Source organism: Bacteroidota bacterium, assembly GCA_018831055.1.
GTDB lineage: Bacteria > Bacteroidota > Bacteroidia > Bacteroidales > B18-G4 > M55B132.
The window spans coordinates 1-15,395 of the sequence record JAHJRE010000027.1 but is presented as its reverse complement, the minus strand read 5'-3'; the positions used below and the strand labels follow the sequence as shown (position 1 = coordinate 15,395).

The window sequence follows — 15,395 nt, the reverse complement described above, 5'->3', positions numbered from 1 at the left end:
TATGATCCGGGTTCAAAGGCACTGTATCCCAGCTTCCACCCTTGAATTTCATCCCCGAAAAATAATCGAACCAATTACTTCCTGCAGGAAAATATACCTTTTGATCCTTCAATCCGGGTTTGACAACCGGAGAGACAAGGAATTCATTTCCCCACAAATATGTTCCTGTAACCTCGAATAATTCAGGATTACCTGGCTCTTCAAAAAACAAAGGACGCATGAGAGGCATACCTGTGGTACTATTCTCAAAAGCCAGGGTATAAATATAGGGAAGGAGGCTATAGCGTAGTTCTATCGCCTGTTTGGCGAGGGCTTTCGTTTTTTCATCGTGAAAAACGGGTTCTGCGGCAATATGTTCCTGGGCATGAGGTCGGAAGATGGGCTGGAAAACGCCATACTGCAGCCATCGGGTGTAAAGTTCCGGGTCAAAGACTTTTCCCTCGGCAAATCCACCCAGGTCGGAATGCATGTAAGCGATACCCTGAAGACCCATTTGCAAGGCGAGGTCCATTTGAGGCTGGAGCCCACCCCAGTCACGAAGTACGTCACCCGTCCAGGGTATAATACCATATCGTTGTGTACCCGAATATCCTGCACGCATCAGGATAAACGGGCGCTGCTCCGGAAAATCGCGCTGATACCCCTCATAGATCAAACGGGTCCACTCATGTCCGTAAATATTGTGAACTTCATCGGCGCTTCCCACCACATGCTGTAATCCGGAGGGATGTACCTCAGGCTCCCCCAGGTCGCCCCACCAGCCTCCAACACCTTTCTCTGTGTAATATTTATAAATATCCCAGAACCATTCCCGTGCTTCCGGTTTGAACACATCAATCAGTCCGGTATTTCCGAAATAAAAGTCATAGGTATAGGGATCACCAAGTGTATCCATCCCCAGGATGCCCTCTTCAACAGCTTCATCCCAGCGGTCGGACGTGGTTAATATAAATGGCTCTGTCACCAGAATCGTTTTTACACCCTTTTCCGCGAAATCTGCCATCATTTGATAAGGTGTAGGAAATGAATCTGCAAGAAATTCCAGGTTTCCCATGTAGCCCTGAATTTCAGGACCAAACCAGTAAATATCAATAACAACGGCATCCAAAGGGATGGAATCCTGCAAAAACAGATCTACCGTTTCCCTGACCTCTTTTTCGCTATGGTAGCCAAAGCGGCTGGAAAAGTTCCCGAAGGCCCATCTGGGAGGCAAAGGCTGTTTCCCGGTAAGGTCGGTATACTGGCCGAGCATATCGGGCCAGGTATCCCCCGTAATGATCTGATAGGTCATCCTGCCACTGATGGTTTCGTATGCCAGGGTATTATCGTGTTTGCTGTCAAGATCCAGATAACCGATGGGGGCATTGTCGAAATGGATCATGTAACGATTCGACGACACTACAATCGGAGTGGTGTAGTTCATGAGTTCCGAATGGGTAGTATAACCGTAATGTGCCCTGTTATAAAGCTGAAGCCTGTTTCCGCGGCGGTTGGTGCCAAGTACACGGGTTCCGCCTCCGTAAAGGACTTCATCATTACTGAGATTAAACCTGAGGGTTTCATACTCCCTGGTTTTCGCGTAGCCTTCCTTTTCCGAGATCAGCATATTTCCCATGTAATAGTAAACCACCTCAAACGGGGATTTTATTATTTTCACCGATATACCGGGAGTACTGTATTCCAGGAGGTCCTTATCATCCTTCAACTCTGTATTTACCTTATCAGGAACCATGACCACCGCATGGGATTCAGGGTCAAAAGATTCCCCTTCCGGGATGAAGGAGGTTTCCATGATCTTGTCGTTGTATGGCTTGAAGATATACTTTCCATCGCTGGTATTTAACTCCAGGCGACCGGGAAACTCCTTAAATTCCAGGAAGATACGGGAAGGATTTTGCCCGGATATATTCCATGATAATACAACAATGAATGTGAAAATCCAGAAAATGTGCTTTGTCATTTTTCATCGAATTTGAGGACATAAAAATAAAGCATCTCTTTCAACCAAATGACAGCGGAACAAACTTTATTAGCAATTCATTAACGTCTCTTTACCTACCATCCCCTACCCAGCCTCCAGCCCCCAGCCCCCAGCACCCAGCACCCAGTACCCAGTACCCAGCACCCTGTAACCTGTAACATGCCCCCTGCAACCTTCCTCCTTCCCCCTTCCCCCCTTCCACATTTTCACCACATATCATAAGAACGCTTTCATTTTCCCCCCAGAACCTCAATCAGTCTCTTACACCCGCCCTTACCGATAAACTCCGTGTGATCGTCCAGCGTCTCAAATCGCCTTCCGGCAATTGCACTGCATAGAATCTCATAATTGGTTTCCTTGTAAAATAGTTCCAGTGTTTCGTTGGCCCGGGAGTTTGTGAAAAACGACTTTCCGGGAGTTTCTTTACAAAGCGCTAATGTCCTCATCCATATGGCTGCTGCCAGCGCTCCGCAGGCATTACCGCTGAGCCCGATGCCCCCGGCCCATCCTGCCACCATGGCCATCTCTTCTTCACTCCCGCCCATGCGACGTACAACCTCGGATGCGCAGCTTTTGCACTTCCCGGGAAGCCCATTTTTATCTATTGACAATCCTTCATGAGCGGCAACCACAGCTTCAGGCGCCCACTTTTCCAGCAACCGGAAGCAGGAAATCATTTTTCCTGTTGCAAAATACTTTGCAATACTCCATTTGTTGTGCCAATCGCACTTTGTAATGTCAATGCAATCGCAATGTTTTGCCATTCCTGAAAACGATTTCATGATATGCTGTGTGGCAGCGATCGTCAAAGCGAAGGCATTATCAATACCTTGTCCGTTCAATCTTTTGTATGCTGCTGCTCCCGCGGCCAGACTGGATCCCCAGAGCATGCCGCATTGATAGCCCTGTTGCAGGATACCTCCGGCTAAGGGATCCAGTGCACGCTCATGGTCTTCCCGCGGGTTGCCAAATTCTTTGTTAACGATGTATCCAACTGTCCTGGAACATGATCCTAATTTAAGGAATAACCTTTTGGTTTTTCTGATTTTGGGTTTTTCTATGGTATTCATCGACGTAAAATTTCTGATTCAATTATTACTTTTTTCGGGGTTTATCATCTTCACAGGTATAGCTAAATACTTCTTCCAAAGGAATATGGAAGACTCTGGCGATCCGGAATGCCAGCTCAAGGGATGGAGAGTATTTCCCATGCTCAACAGCGACGATAGTTTGCCGGGTAACCCCAACCTTATCCGCAAGCTGCTGCTGGGTCATCTCATCCGCCATGAAACGCAATTTTCGTATGTTGTTATTAATTACGCATTTACTCATGTTAAACTCCTTTCCTGTAATAACAGAGTTTGGCCAGTTCCCCCAGGATGCAGGAAACCATCATCGATCCGACCAAAACCAACAACATCACATAAGGAGGCTTCCCGATAACCAGGGATCCCATCGCCAGAAGAAAACCCAGGATGAAAATGTAATGTGTGATATTGGTGGACTTGAGTTCAATCAGCTTATCCAGTTCATCGGATTTTTCAGGAATAGCTTCCCTGGTAGTTATCTTGTAAATAATATTGAATAAAATGTAAACGATTATGTGCGCTACCATTGAAACAGGGATCATGATAAGGATAACCGTTCCGCAAAATTTTAAATCGTTCAGTAATTCCATATTCCCGGCGAGATAATGCCGGTAAACGTAGAGAAAGTAAAAAAAAGTGATCAAAATGCTTGTAATGATCGTCATTATGCTGCGCTTTTCCTGGTACGACATAGTTACCTCCTTTGTCTGATTTGTTTTACAACATGTTAATTATTTTTGCCACAAAGATAATTATATTTTACCTTATGTCAAGATTTTTTTACATTTAAGGTAAAAGTATTTTTTCAGGGGCTGGGGGGCTGGGTACTGGGTACTGGGTACTGGGGGCTGGGTACTGGGTACTGGGGGGTTGGGTACTGGGGGGCTGGGTTGCTGGGGGGGGCAACCGGTAACTTATTGCTGACTTTTCCTGAAATTCACATGGGTTTTAATGCATTCGCAGGATGTGATGGAGGAATGCCTTATTTTTCCGAACCGGTATCAGAATGGTCTTTTCCTGTTATTACGGCATAGGTAACTGCCATTCCGATAAAACCCGTTCCCATTCCGATAAGAGATCCAACTACAATATTGTGATAAAAAAATCCGAGTCCGATTCCGATAAACATGCAGCCTGTAAAAATCAGGCCACCAATAAAAGTTGCATTTTTCTTTTTGTTTTCCATGGTATCACTTTTTATGGGTTAATGATCTGATCATTTCAAATTGCTTCCCTTTCAGGGATATCCCTTTTGCCTCAAAGAAACGGGTGATCTGCTCACATTGAACATCTGTGTTAATAGCTTTTACCGAATTATGGCTATTCATTCTCATCATCTTCTGAAGCAGGGCATTAGCCAGTCCTTTCCTTCTAAACTCCCTTGCAATTGCCAATTGGGTAATATCTCCTGTTTCAGGATCAAATATACAATATCCCACCGGTTCTTCCCTATGAAAAATCCCGAGTATGATAAAATCCTCAGAATTTCTTGCAACAGCTTCGAAGCTGTTCTGCCAGGAAGGATAAAAGTCGTGGAAACCTGACAAACCAACGACAAGGGATAGGTTAACAGGTTCTATGGTATAAGCATCGTCTTTGAATTCATTTCCAAGGACAACCTTAGCGTTTTCCTGGATAAAATAATTAAATTCCCTAGTAATCTGAAATCCCAGATTCTTATAGACCGAAATGGCTTTTGAGTTATGCTGCAATACTTCCAGCAGGTATTGATCAATCCCTGCATCTTTGAGATGTGGGATTGAATAATTGAAAATTTCCGTAGCCAGCCCTTGTCCCCGAAAATCCTTCATAGTTCCTGTTCCGGTGTCATAAGCCGTCCTTATCCCCCTAAAAACCCCTATCCCGTTAAAAGTAAACGAAACAAGCTGTCCATCGACAAACGCCCCGAACGACAGTTCCCTCACAAAACCGCGACGCTCCAGCATTCTATTTAATTCATACTTATCCAGTTGCATTTCATAATCCTGGAATGCCGTTTTAAAAGCCAGGAAGATTTCATCAAAATCAAGTCCGTCAAGTGATCTGATAGTTTTCATGACTTAGGTTGCAGGTTGCAAGATAATGAACTGCTTCATATACAATGGTACTCTCGATGTAAAATGGATAAAGATACTTTATTCATTTCAACTACCGGTGATTCTGAAACTTGGAACATGCAGCCTGCGACTTGATATTAATCGTTCCTGATACTCATATTTTAGTTTATGATTTAGCAAAATTAATTAATGGATTAATATCGCCAGAATCAGCTTGCCTTATTGCCATTAAATATACACATCTTGATTCGCCCGTTTTGTTTATATTTGTTCTACTCCATGTGAATATTGATCTTCCAAATATTTGTTTAATAATGATATCTGCCATTAACCTTGAATGTCTACCATTACCGTTTGCAAAACAATGAATGCTTACAATTCTATGTTTAAATCTTATAGCAATTTCTTCATCTGAATAAGTTTTGTTTTCTAACCAATAAAGACTATCATCCAATAATTGTTTCAAAGAAATTCCTATTTCGTATTTATCTACTCCAATATTTTTATTTGTTATTCTAAATTTCCCAGCCCAGGACCAGACTTCATTAAACATCCTTTTATGAAGTTCTTTGACAAAAACCTCAGATAGGATATACTCAGGTTTCCATTTTTTACCTATAGTCCACTGGATTGCCTTTTCAATATTCAGTTGTTCAAATTCATCCAATTCACCACGAGTTGTAATTGATTTTATTAATAATCCCTCCTTTTCATCTTCATCTAAAGGTGTTTGGCCTTCAATATAATCAATCTCTAATCCCATAGGTATTTTGGCATTTTGGCTTTTATTTCTTCTGCTCTGTTTTTAATTGCTTTTTCCAGACGTTCTGGTGAATTCTCCTGATCTTCCAGCTGCATCGTATGTGAAGTTCGCATTACTATTTCTTTTGCAATTTCAAGAGCTCTTTTTTCAATCATTTCGTCAATGCTATTTTCCTTGGGAATAAATCCATAAACAAGCTTCATGCCTAGAACTTCCCCAACTTCTCTTAGTCCTTTCATTGTTATTGAACCATTAGCTTCCCGTTCTTCCATCTCTTTAACACTTTGAGGAGAAATATTTAGGCGATTACCTAATTGTCTTAATGACATCTTTAAAGCCGTTCTTATAGTATGGATCCACCCCTTTTGTGGTATTGTGATTGAACTTAAAGGTCGAAGTATAGCCAATTTTCTATCAGCTTGTTCTATAAGAAGTCTTTGTTTTGAAATTTCCATAAGGTTATCCCTTTAAATTAATTTGTCAAATTTAAGGTTATAATATGAAATATGCAAATTAATTTATGGTTAAAGCTTAAATTTACAACACGTTAAATGATATACACCATCCCAATGGCAGGCCTTTTCTGGAATCCCCCACTAAGATAACAAATAAATACAAAACAACAACATAGTTTGAACCACAGCAGGCAGACCCCTGGCTGTTAAAAATCGGAAACAGGGCACATAGGAATTGTAGTATCTCATCCTAAAAGTGAAATTTGCCAGGATGATGAAATGCTTACAATTTCTTAATCGAAATGCAATAGAAAACTTCAATGGCATTGATTGGGTTTAATCCTTTCCTCTCTCCAAAGCACCTTAATTCACAATACCTCCCAAAGGATTCCGATAGCGATCCTTCACCTTACGGCATAGTCCAACTTCATTTTATCCATCATTTCCCTACAGACGCTATTTTTCGTTATCCTGTTGAATGAACTTATTCACTTTGTGGTAATATTTGTAAGGAAACGATGGATAAAATTTTTTGTGTTACCGGTCAGGCTGAAAATGCGATAGGTGTTCAATATAAAGATTTTTTTTGGTAAATTTGTATAAAAAATGATTCAAAGAATATATATTGACACTTCAGTAATAGGTGGTTACTTTGATGAAGAGTTCAAAGAAGCGACTAACATGTTGTTTCATAGACTTGAAAATAAGGAAGTTAAATTCGTTATTTCGGACTTGCTTGACTTGGAACTGATTAACGCGCCTACACATGTCAAAGATTTACTTTTCAAGTATCCGGCCGACTTTTTCGAAAGAGTGGAATTGACAGATGAAGTCGTAAAATTGGCTAACACTTATATTGAAGAAAATGTAGTTGGAAAAACAAGTGTTGAAGATTGCCGACACATTGCATTGGCGACTATTTACAAGGTAGATGTTTTAGCAAGTTGGAACTTTAAGCATATTGTAAATCTCGACAAGATAAAGGGTTACAATTCGGTAAACCTTAAACTTGGTTACTCAATGATTGAAATTAGAAGCCCAAAAGACTTAGTAAAATATGGAGACGAATAAAAAAGACAAGACATTTGACGCAGTGAAAATGATGCGTGAAATACGAGACAAAATTAGTCAGGAAACTCAAAATATGACATTCGAACAATTAAAGGCATATATTAAAGAAAACCTGAAAAAAAACAGCGTAAAACTTTTGGGGCAGCAATAAAAGCCCGAATCGGTAATAAATAGAACTCTGAGCAGTCTGCAAGACCCAGCGAGGAGTCGGTATTGAACTACCTTTCAACAAGCTCCGTGCACCGCATTCATGGACCAAAGTTTTGAACAGAACAGGGATGGTGACCTGATACGCGGCAGTTTCCTAATGTTTAACCCTTGCACCACTCCTGAGCCAAATTTATAACCATCCCTCCCATAGAATGCCCATAACAATCATTCACCTTTCGGCATAGTCCAACTTCATTTTATCCATCATTTCCCATCAGACGCTATTAATCTTTATCTCTTTAAAAGAACTTATTCAATTTTTAGTTATATTCGTTGGGAACCGATGGATAAAATGCTTTATGTTAGGCTTCATTTAAAAGAGATTGACATTTTCATAAGACTTTGTTATTTTTGTTAAAAACTAAATCTGATGAATATTCACGTCGAAAAAGTAAAGCTAATAGAATGGATCACTAAGATCCAGGACTCCAATACAATAGAAAAACTTCTAAAAATCAGGAATGAAACCTCAAAAGATTGGTGGAGTGAATTAAGTGATGAGTTTGAAAAAAACGAAATTGAACTAGGCTTAGGCGATTTAGAACAAGATATTACAATAGACCATTTAGAAGCAAAGAAATTATATGAAAAGTATTTATAAGCTTCTTTGGTCAAAAAGAGCTTACAATAACTTAGCTAATATTATCTCCTATCTTGAAAAAGAATGGACTGAAAAAGAAATAAAAACGAACCAATAGATCAAAGAACAAACCAAGGGATCGAAGATCGAAGAACAAACCCTTCCTTCGTCAGGACAGGCTCTCGAAGATCGAAGATATGATCTGAGATCTTTGATCTCTGCGATCGTCCAATCCGTGTGTTCCTGTCTCCTGCTCCCTGCATCCTGTCTCCAGCTCCCTGCATCCTGTAACCTGCTCCCTGCATCCTGTAACCTGCTCCCTGCACCCTGCTTCCTGCTTCTCCTGTCCTCAGTTAAAGCAAATTGGATCCCAAGCAACATCCTGCGAGTTAAAAACTTAAGTTGAGAATGTGGATTTTTCCACAAACTTTACTGCGGTATGGCGCCAAAAGGCTTTACCGCCGGAACGTTCACGTTTATAATTCATGATGCTATAACAAATCCTAAAAGAATTTAGTATATTTGTTTTATGATGAATCCAGAAGATATAGAAAACATTTTGAGAAATCTTAAACCAATGCTTGCTGACAAATATTTTGTAGACAGAATTGGATATTTTGGATCATTTGCAAGGCATGAACAAAAAGAAAACTCTGATATTGACATTCTTGTAGACTTCAAGAAACCACTCGGCTGGGAGTTTTTCGATTTACAAGAACTTCTTGAAAGGGAACTTAAAACAAAAGTCGACCTCGTTTCAATCAAAGCTCTTAAATCACAACTTAAGGATTCAATTTTAAATCAAGTAAGATATATATGACACCGATAAAACGTCAATATAACTTATACTTAGAAGACATTCTTAAATCTATGCAAAGGATTCAAGAATATATTGATAATAAGAGCTTTGATGATTTCAAGAAAAACTATATGGTTGTTGATGCGGTTGTTAGAAACTTTGAAATTATCGGAGAAGCATCAATAAGCATTCCTGAAACTATAAGAACGAAATATCCAAAAGTACCCTGGAAGAAAATGTATGGCCTTAGGAATCTGATTTCTCATGAATATTTTGGAATAGATTATGAAATGCTTTGGGAAATTTCAACAGTAAACCTACCAGAAAATATAAAAGATCTTATAGCTGTAATTGAATCTGAAAAAAACAGGAACGCTAATAACTAAGCATCCGGCCTGTTCGCAAAACATAGGCTGGAGGCTGTGTTGACGAGACCAATAATGGTTATTTCGGGAATTATTTTCTTAGTGTTTTTGATTGAAGAACAAACCAGGGGATCGAAGATCGCGGAACAATCGATCGAAGATCGACGAACAAACCCTTCCTTCGTCAGGGCAGGCTCTCGAAGATCGAAGATATGATCTGAGATCTTTAATCTCTGCGATCGTCCAATCCGCGTGTTCCTGTCTCCTGCACCCTGCTTCCTGTAACCTGCACCCTGCTTCCTGCCTCTCCTGTCCTCAGTTAAAGCAAATTGGCCCGTAAGTAACATCCTGCGAGTTAAAAACTTACGTTGAGAATGTCGATTTTTCACTAACTTTAGTGCGGTAAGGCGTTAATAGGCCTTACCGCGGGAGCGTTAGCAATAAACCAGAAAAAAAGAAACAGAAAAATATCTTCCATGAAAAAAGCAGAAAAAAGTTGCTATCTGAATTTCTTTTCAACGAAGTATTTATTTATTACTTTTTCAATTTTAGTTTTAATCTCATCTTCTGAAGCTCAAACCACGTATTTTATAGATGCCTCAAATGGGAATGACAATTGGACAGGAACATCTCCTGCTACTGCCTGGCAGACATTGGCAAAGGTTAACTCATCAGCTTTTCAACCGGGCGACAGCATACTGTTTAAAAGAGGGGAAAACTGGAGGGGACAACTTGTCCCGGTATCCGGCAATGCAACTGCAAGAATGTATTATGGATCCTATGGCAGTGGAACTCTTCCTCTGATAATGGGATCGGTGAATATGAACCAGCCATCTGACTGGGTTTTGGAATCATCCAACATTTGGCGTTGTACATCAACCGCCTCAACAGATGTTGGAAATATCATTTTTGACAATGAAAGTCATGCCGGAATTAAAAAATGGTCAACTGCTGAGCTTCAGTCGCAAGATGATTTTCATTATGACCTTGTATCTGGAGAGATTAGAATGTATTCTATTGGTAATCCTGCAACTGTGCATACCTTTATTGAATGTGCTTTAAGAAACCATGTTGTGAATCAAATGGGTCGATCATATATTTCTTATGAGAATCTTGCCATAAAGTATGGATCTGCACATGGCTTTGGTGGTGGAAATACATCTAATATTACCATCAGAAATTGTGAAATTTCGTGGATTGGAGGTGGTGATTTGAATATGGACGGACAGATTCGGTTTGGCAACGGAATAGAGTTTTGGAGCAATGCCTCCAATCATTTGGTTGAAAACAATAAAATATGGGAAATATATGATACAGGACTTACAAATCAGAGCAACTCATATGCTGTTCATTATAATATCATATACCGAAACAATATCATCTGGAACTGTGGTATGGCTGCAGTAGAAATCTGGAACAGGCCATCCTCTTCCATTACCAGAAATATAAGGTTTGAAAATAACACCTGTGTTAACATGGGTTATGGCTGGGGTATGCAACGACCTGATTATATGGGGTTCTGTTATACTGCATGGTCTAACACATCACAAACAGATTCAGTATTTATTAGGAACAATGTATTTGTAAACCCATTACGATTCTTTTATGTATTCAATGAAACAAGTACCTTTCTCGAAATGGAAAAAGATTATAATTGTTATGCTGCTGAATCAGCTATGGATACATTTCTTTATAACTATGCTACTAATGAAACAGTGACAATGCAGAATTTCAGCACCTATCAGACAAACGCAAATGCTGATTGGAACAGTATTCTGGCTAATCCGGAGTTTGTTGACAGTGTATATAATGATTATCATCTCTCGTCTGCTTCTCCATGCATAGATATCGGGTTATCTACGAATCTGAATTATGATCATGATGGTGTGTTCCGTCCTCAGGGAGATGGATTTGATATTGGTGCTTATGAATATGTAATTGCCTCCACAATTAATGAAAAGGTAAGCCCGGGATTTTTAATCTATCCTAATCCAGCCGATAATGTTATTATAATAGAAACAAATGAAAATGACTTTTATATTGAATTTATAAACATTTTGGGACTGGTAATTCTAAAAAAAAGGAACATAAAGGAAATTAATGTTAGTGGGATTGCGCCAGGAACATATATTCTCAGATTTAATGGAAAAAAAATCCAAGGAGAAGAACGAGTTATTGTTCATTGATGAAAGAAGGCCTGTTGGTAATAAATTGGACTCCGGGCGGTCTGCAAGACCCATCGAGGAGAATGCCAATAGCGATCCTTCACCTTTCAGCATAGTCCAACCCCATTTTATCCATAACTTACCCACAGACGCTATTATTCTTAATCCCTTTGAATGAACTTATTCACTTTGTGGTTATATTTGTAGGGAAACGATGGATAAAGTGCTTTCTGTTGTGCCTAATTATGATCAGACCTGAAAAATAATAGAAAAATGGAGATACCAAAATTTCACGAGACATTTATACCAATTTTGAAGATCTTAGAAAATGGAGAAACTCTCCAGGCAAGAGAAATGTATAAAAAAGTTATTGAACAATTCTATTCTGGACTTTCAAAAGAACAATTAGAGCAGACGACTAAAAGTGGTGACATTCTGATAATTAATAGAATTGCTTGGGGTAAATCTTATCTTAAAAAGGGTGGTTACATTGAATTTCCCAGAAGAGGATTTGTGAAAATTACCGAGAAAGGGAAAAAACATAGTAAAACAGATTTGACACTGGAACAAGTTGAAAATTCTGAAAACTATCTGGAATTTTATAATCAGAAAAATTCTAAAAAGGAATCGACTCCATCCGTAATTGAAAACGCTTCACCACAAGACTTGATTGACGAAGGGTTTAATCAAATAGACATTCAAGTTAAAGATGAATTGCTTGAGAAACTAAAGGAAATTGATCCATTTTATTTTGAGAAAGTAATCCTTATTCTACTAAAAAAGATGGGATATGGTGATTTTGTTGAAACTTCTAAAACAGGAGATGGAGGTATTGACGGAATAATCAATGAGGATAAACTTGGATTGGATAAAATTTATATTCAAGCCAAACGATATGGTGAAAATAAAGTGCATGAAAAAGAAATCCGAAATTTTATCGGGGCAATGAGTGGAGACACTCAAAAAGGTGTTTTTGTTACAACCTCTTCATTTGATTCAGGAGCAGTAAAAAAAGCTCATGATGCTCACCATACAATTATTCTGATTGATGGAATAAAATTAGTAGACCTTATGCATCAATATAATGTTGGTATTCAAGTGAAATCAGTTTATGAAGTAAAAGAATTGGATAATGATTTCTTTGAGGAGAACAATTAATTGGAAATTTTATGACAAATCGCTGGGGAATACTTAAGGAGGTTGAAGAATTTGTAAGAGAAAGAGATACTGCATGCGTTTATTGTGGGATGGTATTTTCGAATGAAATCAATTCTCGGAAGAATAAACCATCGTGGGAACATATAATAAATGACGTAAGGATTAATGGGACTGATAATGTAGCTCTTTGTTGTATGTCATGCAATGCGAGTAAAGGTTCAAAATTGCTTGAAGTCTGGCTTGAAAGTGACTACTGTAAGAAAAAAGAAATTACAGTTAACTCCGTTGCTGATGTTGTAAAATCCGCATTAAAGAATCCACCCAAATTGAATGATAACTAAGCACAACCATTAAGCATTCTGGTTGTGCACAGCACATAGCCGGAATTTCCAGACTTGTCACGAAACCAGGGTCAATAATTATGGGGATTGATAGGAAATGAGTGGGTGCTAAAGCAAAATATACACTACCGGACTTGACCAAAAAGCGAACTGCAAAATTCCTAAATGTTTTTATTTTTGAATATTTTTAGGAATTTACTTTATCTTTGCCCTATGAAAACAATAGCACGTAAACGGTACTTAGATGCACTGAGTGTTCTTAAGGATAAGAATTTAATTAAGGTTGCCACAGGCGTTAGGCGTTGTGGGAAATCAACTTTAATGACACAATTTCAAGACTTGTTGCGAAAAGAAAACAACAAAGTTTCCATTTTGGCGATCAATATGGATATGCCCGAATTTCGTTTTTTAGCTGAGAAAAATTGGAAAGAGATTTACGATTACATCATCATGCATCTCAAAAAAAACGTAACTAATTATGTGTTTATTGACGAAGTGCAAAACGTTCCCGAATTTGAAAAACTGTTGGAAGGCTTGTACGTTCACCCAAACATAGATTTGTACGTCACAGGTTCAAACGCATTTTTATTATCAAGCGATTTGGCAACTTTACTCACAGGTAGAGCTTATGAAATAAATGTATTGCCTTTTTCTTTTGTTGAATATTTAGAGTTCACTGGCAAAACCACAAACCCTGACCGTGCTTTTTCTGAATATGTGCGTACAGGTGGTTTTCCCGAAGCTGTGCGACTTTCAGCAGACGGAAATCATTTTGCCAATGAATATTTACAAACGGTCTTCAGGAACATTTTCGACAATGATATTTCTAAACGCTATACTATTTATGCCGAAGAATCATATCAGGAAGTTGTAACCTTCTTAATAGATTCAGTTGGGTCAAGAGTCTCAGCAGGAAACATTGCCAAAGTTTTAACGACTAACAAAAAGAAAATTGACAACAAAACGGTATCAAAGTACATTGACACTTTGGTTGAAGCATATTTGTTTTACAAAGTAAACCGCTATGACATCAAAGGCAAACAATATTTGGCAACGCAAGAAAAATACTATTTAGTGGATTTAGGGTTTCGCAACGCATTACTTGGAAAAGAATTGTCAAGCGATGCAGGGCATTTACTTGAAAATATAGTTTTTCTGGAGCTAAAACGCAGAAACAACCAAGTATGGATAGGCAAAACCAAAAACCTGGAGGTTGATTTTGTGGTTCGTAACAACGAAGGTTATACACAATACATACAAGTTTCGCAAACAGTACAAAACCCAACAACTTTAGAACGTGAGTTAGCACCCTTTAACAGTATTGCAGACCATCACGAAAAATTTTTAATCACAATGGATTACGACACAGGTACATATAACGGAATAAAAAAAATAAACGCAATAGATTGGCTTACAAAGACCGAAAAATAAGGGCGGACCGATACCAATCAAGTTTTCCAGCTGTACGCAGCACAAAGCCTGAATGTCCCGACTTGTCGGGATTGAACGACCTGTTTGTTAATTCCGGTCAACCTGACCCCCGGTTCATTTTATACAACAGCGCCCACTCTCAATCAAACCCTTCATTCATAACTGTTACTTGCCACCTGAAGCAACCCATCCATAACCGTAAAAAAATCTATTGTGACTATTGTGGTTTAAATTCTCACCACAGTAGTCACAATAGTTATTGAGAATCGCTTTGAAAGTTCATCAGTTATTCCTTTCTAAGTCTCCCAGTCCCCAACCTCCCAGTCCAAATCCCTATTGTGTTCTATTGTGACTATTGTGGTTCAATTTCTCACCACAGTAGTCACAATAGTTATTGAGTACCTCTTAGAGAATTCAACAGTTATTCCCGCTAAAGCCCTTGGTCTTTTCCCTGATCTAAGTCAGTCTTTTATCCAGGAAAAACAATGGATACATACAGATAATGTTCATCCTTATTTTCTGAAAAGGGGTCATTCTTATTTTTCTAAAATGTATATTGTTATTTTCCGTTTATAATATTCCTAAAAATCACTTTATTTCCTGCACAAAACCATAATGCATCACCTTTTCCTCCCCCGTCGGGATCTCATTCATGGCCCGGTAAAAGATCAGTTTGTTGTTTTTATCTATACCGGGAAAAATGTCTCCGATCTTCCTTTGAATTTCCTGGTTCTCTCTCTCCAAACCACTATAATCCCATAGTTTGATTTCAGTCAGGTAGCGGATCATTGGATAGTATTTCCCATTGTACTTATGGGGGTAGATGTTGAATACTTCTGGAGCGGAACTGATCATTTCCAGTCTGTACGGAAGGGGATAGAGTTTACCGACTTCCTTCGAAATCCTGTCCCTCAGCAGTAAAATATCTTCT

The 15,395-nt window shown here is 38.9% G+C and carries 19 protein-coding genes; 9 read left to right on the top strand and 10 right to left on the bottom strand.

The features are described from left to right. The 8 genes from KKA81_01950 to KKA81_01915 form a co-directional block, all read right to left on the bottom strand. On the bottom strand, positions 1–1,960 hold a 1,960-nt coding region (locus tag KKA81_01950), incomplete at its 3' end, for a DUF4968 domain-containing protein (GenBank protein ID MBU2649673.1). A 251-nt stretch (positions 1,961–2,211) separates the two neighbouring features. Next, positions 2,212–3,051: a C-GCAxxG-C-C family protein gene (locus KKA81_01945; protein MBU2649672.1), complete on the bottom strand. Its 840-nt coding sequence runs from the start codon at positions 3,049–3,051 to the stop codon at positions 2,212–2,214. A 25-nt stretch (positions 3,052–3,076) separates the two neighbouring features. Then, complete coding sequence (locus KKA81_01940) at positions 3,077–3,313, bottom strand: helix-turn-helix transcriptional regulator (protein ID MBU2649671.1); 237 nt, start codon at positions 3,311–3,313, stop codon at positions 3,077–3,079. 1 nt (position 3,314) lies between these two features. Continuing rightward, complete coding sequence (locus KKA81_01935; GenBank protein MBU2649670.1) at positions 3,315–3,734, bottom strand: hypothetical protein; 420 nt, start codon at positions 3,732–3,734, stop codon at positions 3,315–3,317. A gap of 317 nt (positions 3,735–4,051) precedes the next feature. Then, positions 4,052–4,255, bottom strand: a complete 204-nt coding sequence (locus KKA81_01930) for a hypothetical protein (protein ID MBU2649669.1) — start codon at positions 4,253–4,255, stop codon at positions 4,052–4,054. Positions 4,256–4,259: 4 nt separating this feature from the next. Continuing rightward, entirely contained in the window at positions 4,260–5,126 is an 867-nt protein-coding gene (locus KKA81_01925; protein MBU2649668.1) for a GNAT family N-acetyltransferase, read from the bottom strand. A gap of 166 nt (positions 5,127–5,292) precedes the next feature. Continuing rightward, positions 5,293–5,889, bottom strand: coding sequence for a mobile mystery protein B (locus KKA81_01920; GenBank protein ID MBU2649667.1), 597 nt, complete (start codon positions 5,887–5,889; stop codon positions 5,293–5,295). Then, positions 5,880–6,344 (bottom strand): mobile mystery protein A, encoded by a 465-nt coding sequence (locus KKA81_01915; protein ID MBU2649666.1) that lies wholly within the window; start codon positions 6,342–6,344, stop codon positions 5,880–5,882. Before KKA81_01915 ends, KKA81_01920 begins: the two co-directional genes overlap by 10 nt. A 606-nt stretch (positions 6,345–6,950) precedes the next feature. Here KKA81_01915 and KKA81_01910 point away from each other — a divergent pair. The 3 genes from KKA81_01910 to KKA81_01900 all read left to right on the top strand — a co-directional run bounded on the left by KKA81_01910 (position 6,951) and on the right by KKA81_01900 (position 8,226). After that, positions 6,951–7,415: a PIN domain-containing protein gene (locus KKA81_01910; GenBank protein ID MBU2649665.1), complete on the top strand. Its 465-nt coding sequence runs from the start codon at positions 6,951–6,953 to the stop codon at positions 7,413–7,415. Continuing rightward, the gene (locus tag KKA81_01905) at positions 7,402–7,566 is read left to right on the top strand and encodes a hypothetical protein (GenBank protein ID MBU2649664.1); all 165 of its coding nucleotides are present in this window, start codon (positions 7,402–7,404) and stop codon (positions 7,564–7,566) included. Before KKA81_01910 ends, KKA81_01905 begins: the two co-directional genes overlap by 14 nt. Positions 7,567–7,995: 429 nt before the next feature. Beyond that, positions 7,996–8,226, top strand: coding sequence for a hypothetical protein (locus KKA81_01900; GenBank protein ID MBU2649663.1), 231 nt, complete (start codon positions 7,996–7,998; stop codon positions 8,224–8,226). A gap of 48 nt (positions 8,227–8,274) precedes the next feature. On the opposite strand, the gene KKA81_01895 is transcribed toward KKA81_01900, so the two are convergent. Beyond that, positions 8,275–8,586, bottom strand: a complete 312-nt coding sequence (locus KKA81_01895) for a hypothetical protein (protein MBU2649662.1) — start codon at positions 8,584–8,586, stop codon at positions 8,275–8,277. A gap of 151 nt (positions 8,587–8,737) precedes the next feature. Here KKA81_01895 and KKA81_01890 point away from each other — a divergent pair, with 151 nt between their 5' ends. The 6 genes from KKA81_01890 (at position 8,738) to KKA81_01865 (ending at position 14,464) form a co-directional block, all read left to right on the top strand. Then, on the top strand, positions 8,738–9,025 hold the full coding sequence (locus tag KKA81_01890; GenBank protein MBU2649661.1) for a nucleotidyltransferase family protein: 288 nt from the start codon (positions 8,738–8,740) through the stop codon (positions 9,023–9,025). Continuing rightward, a complete protein-coding gene (locus KKA81_01885; GenBank protein MBU2649660.1) occupies positions 9,022–9,390 on the top strand; it encodes a DUF86 domain-containing protein in 369 nt (122 codons plus the stop codon). Before KKA81_01890 ends, KKA81_01885 begins: the two co-directional genes overlap by 4 nt. A gap of 455 nt (positions 9,391–9,845) precedes the next feature. Beyond that, positions 9,846–11,555, top strand: coding sequence for a T9SS type A sorting domain-containing protein (locus tag KKA81_01880; GenBank protein MBU2649659.1), 1,710 nt, complete (start codon positions 9,846–9,848; stop codon positions 11,553–11,555). A 252-nt stretch (positions 11,556–11,807) separates the two neighbouring features. Beyond that, a complete protein-coding gene (locus tag KKA81_01875) occupies positions 11,808–12,692 on the top strand; it encodes a restriction endonuclease (GenBank protein ID MBU2649658.1) in 885 nt (294 codons plus the stop codon). A gap of 11 nt (positions 12,693–12,703) precedes the next feature. Beyond that, the gene (locus tag KKA81_01870) at positions 12,704–13,033 is read left to right on the top strand and encodes an HNH endonuclease (GenBank protein MBU2649657.1); all 330 of its coding nucleotides are present in this window, start codon (positions 12,704–12,706) and stop codon (positions 13,031–13,033) included. Positions 13,034–13,246: 213 nt separating this feature from the next. Beyond that, the gene (locus KKA81_01865; protein MBU2649656.1) at positions 13,247–14,464 is read left to right on the top strand and encodes an ATP-binding protein; all 1,218 of its coding nucleotides are present in this window, start codon (positions 13,247–13,249) and stop codon (positions 14,462–14,464) included. 588 nt (positions 14,465–15,052) lie between these two features. On the opposite strand, the gene KKA81_01860 is transcribed toward KKA81_01865, so the two are convergent. Continuing rightward, the coding region (locus tag KKA81_01860) for a hypothetical protein (protein ID MBU2649655.1) at positions 15,053–15,395 on the bottom strand (343 nt) is incomplete at its 5' end.

Coding starts and splice junctions, on each gene's coding strand:
- KKA81_01905 (MBU2649664.1), top strand. CDS start 7,402: ATGGAGACGAATAAAAAAGACAAGACATTTGACGCAGTGAAAATGATG.
- KKA81_01895 (MBU2649662.1), bottom strand. CDS start 8,586: ATGTTGCTTGGGATCCAATTTGCTTTAACTGAGGACAGGAGAAGCAGG.
- KKA81_01930 (MBU2649669.1), bottom strand. CDS start 4,255: ATGGAAAACAAAAAGAAAAATGCAACTTTTATTGGTGGCCTGATTTTT.
- KKA81_01880 (MBU2649659.1), top strand. CDS start 9,846: ATGAAAAAAGCAGAAAAAAGTTGCTATCTGAATTTCTTTTCAACGAAG.
- KKA81_01890 (MBU2649661.1), top strand. CDS start 8,738: ATGAATCCAGAAGATATAGAAAACATTTTGAGAAATCTTAAACCAATG.
- KKA81_01900 (MBU2649663.1), top strand. CDS start 7,996: ATGAATATTCACGTCGAAAAAGTAAAGCTAATAGAATGGATCACTAAG.
- KKA81_01865 (MBU2649656.1), top strand. CDS start 13,247: ATGAAAACAATAGCACGTAAACGGTACTTAGATGCACTGAGTGTTCTT.
- KKA81_01925 (MBU2649668.1), bottom strand. CDS start 5,126: ATGAAAACTATCAGATCACTTGACGGACTTGATTTTGATGAAATCTTC.
- KKA81_01885 (MBU2649660.1), top strand. CDS start 9,022: ATGACACCGATAAAACGTCAATATAACTTATACTTAGAAGACATTCTT.
- KKA81_01935 (MBU2649670.1), bottom strand. CDS start 3,734: ATGACGATCATTACAAGCATTTTGATCACTTTTTTTTACTTTCTCTAC.
- KKA81_01945 (MBU2649672.1), bottom strand. CDS start 3,051: ATGAATACCATAGAAAAACCCAAAATCAGAAAAACCAAAAGGTTATTC.
- KKA81_01870 (MBU2649657.1), top strand. CDS start 12,704: ATGACAAATCGCTGGGGAATACTTAAGGAGGTTGAAGAATTTGTAAGA.
- KKA81_01940 (MBU2649671.1), bottom strand. CDS start 3,313: ATGAGTAAATGCGTAATTAATAACAACATACGAAAATTGCGTTTCATG.
- KKA81_01915 (MBU2649666.1), bottom strand. CDS start 6,344: ATGGAAATTTCAAAACAAAGACTTCTTATAGAACAAGCTGATAGAAAA.
- KKA81_01875 (MBU2649658.1), top strand. CDS start 11,808: ATGGAGATACCAAAATTTCACGAGACATTTATACCAATTTTGAAGATC.
- KKA81_01920 (MBU2649667.1), bottom strand. CDS start 5,889: ATGGGATTAGAGATTGATTATATTGAAGGCCAAACACCTTTAGATGAA.
- KKA81_01910 (MBU2649665.1), top strand. CDS start 6,951: ATGATTCAAAGAATATATATTGACACTTCAGTAATAGGTGGTTACTTT.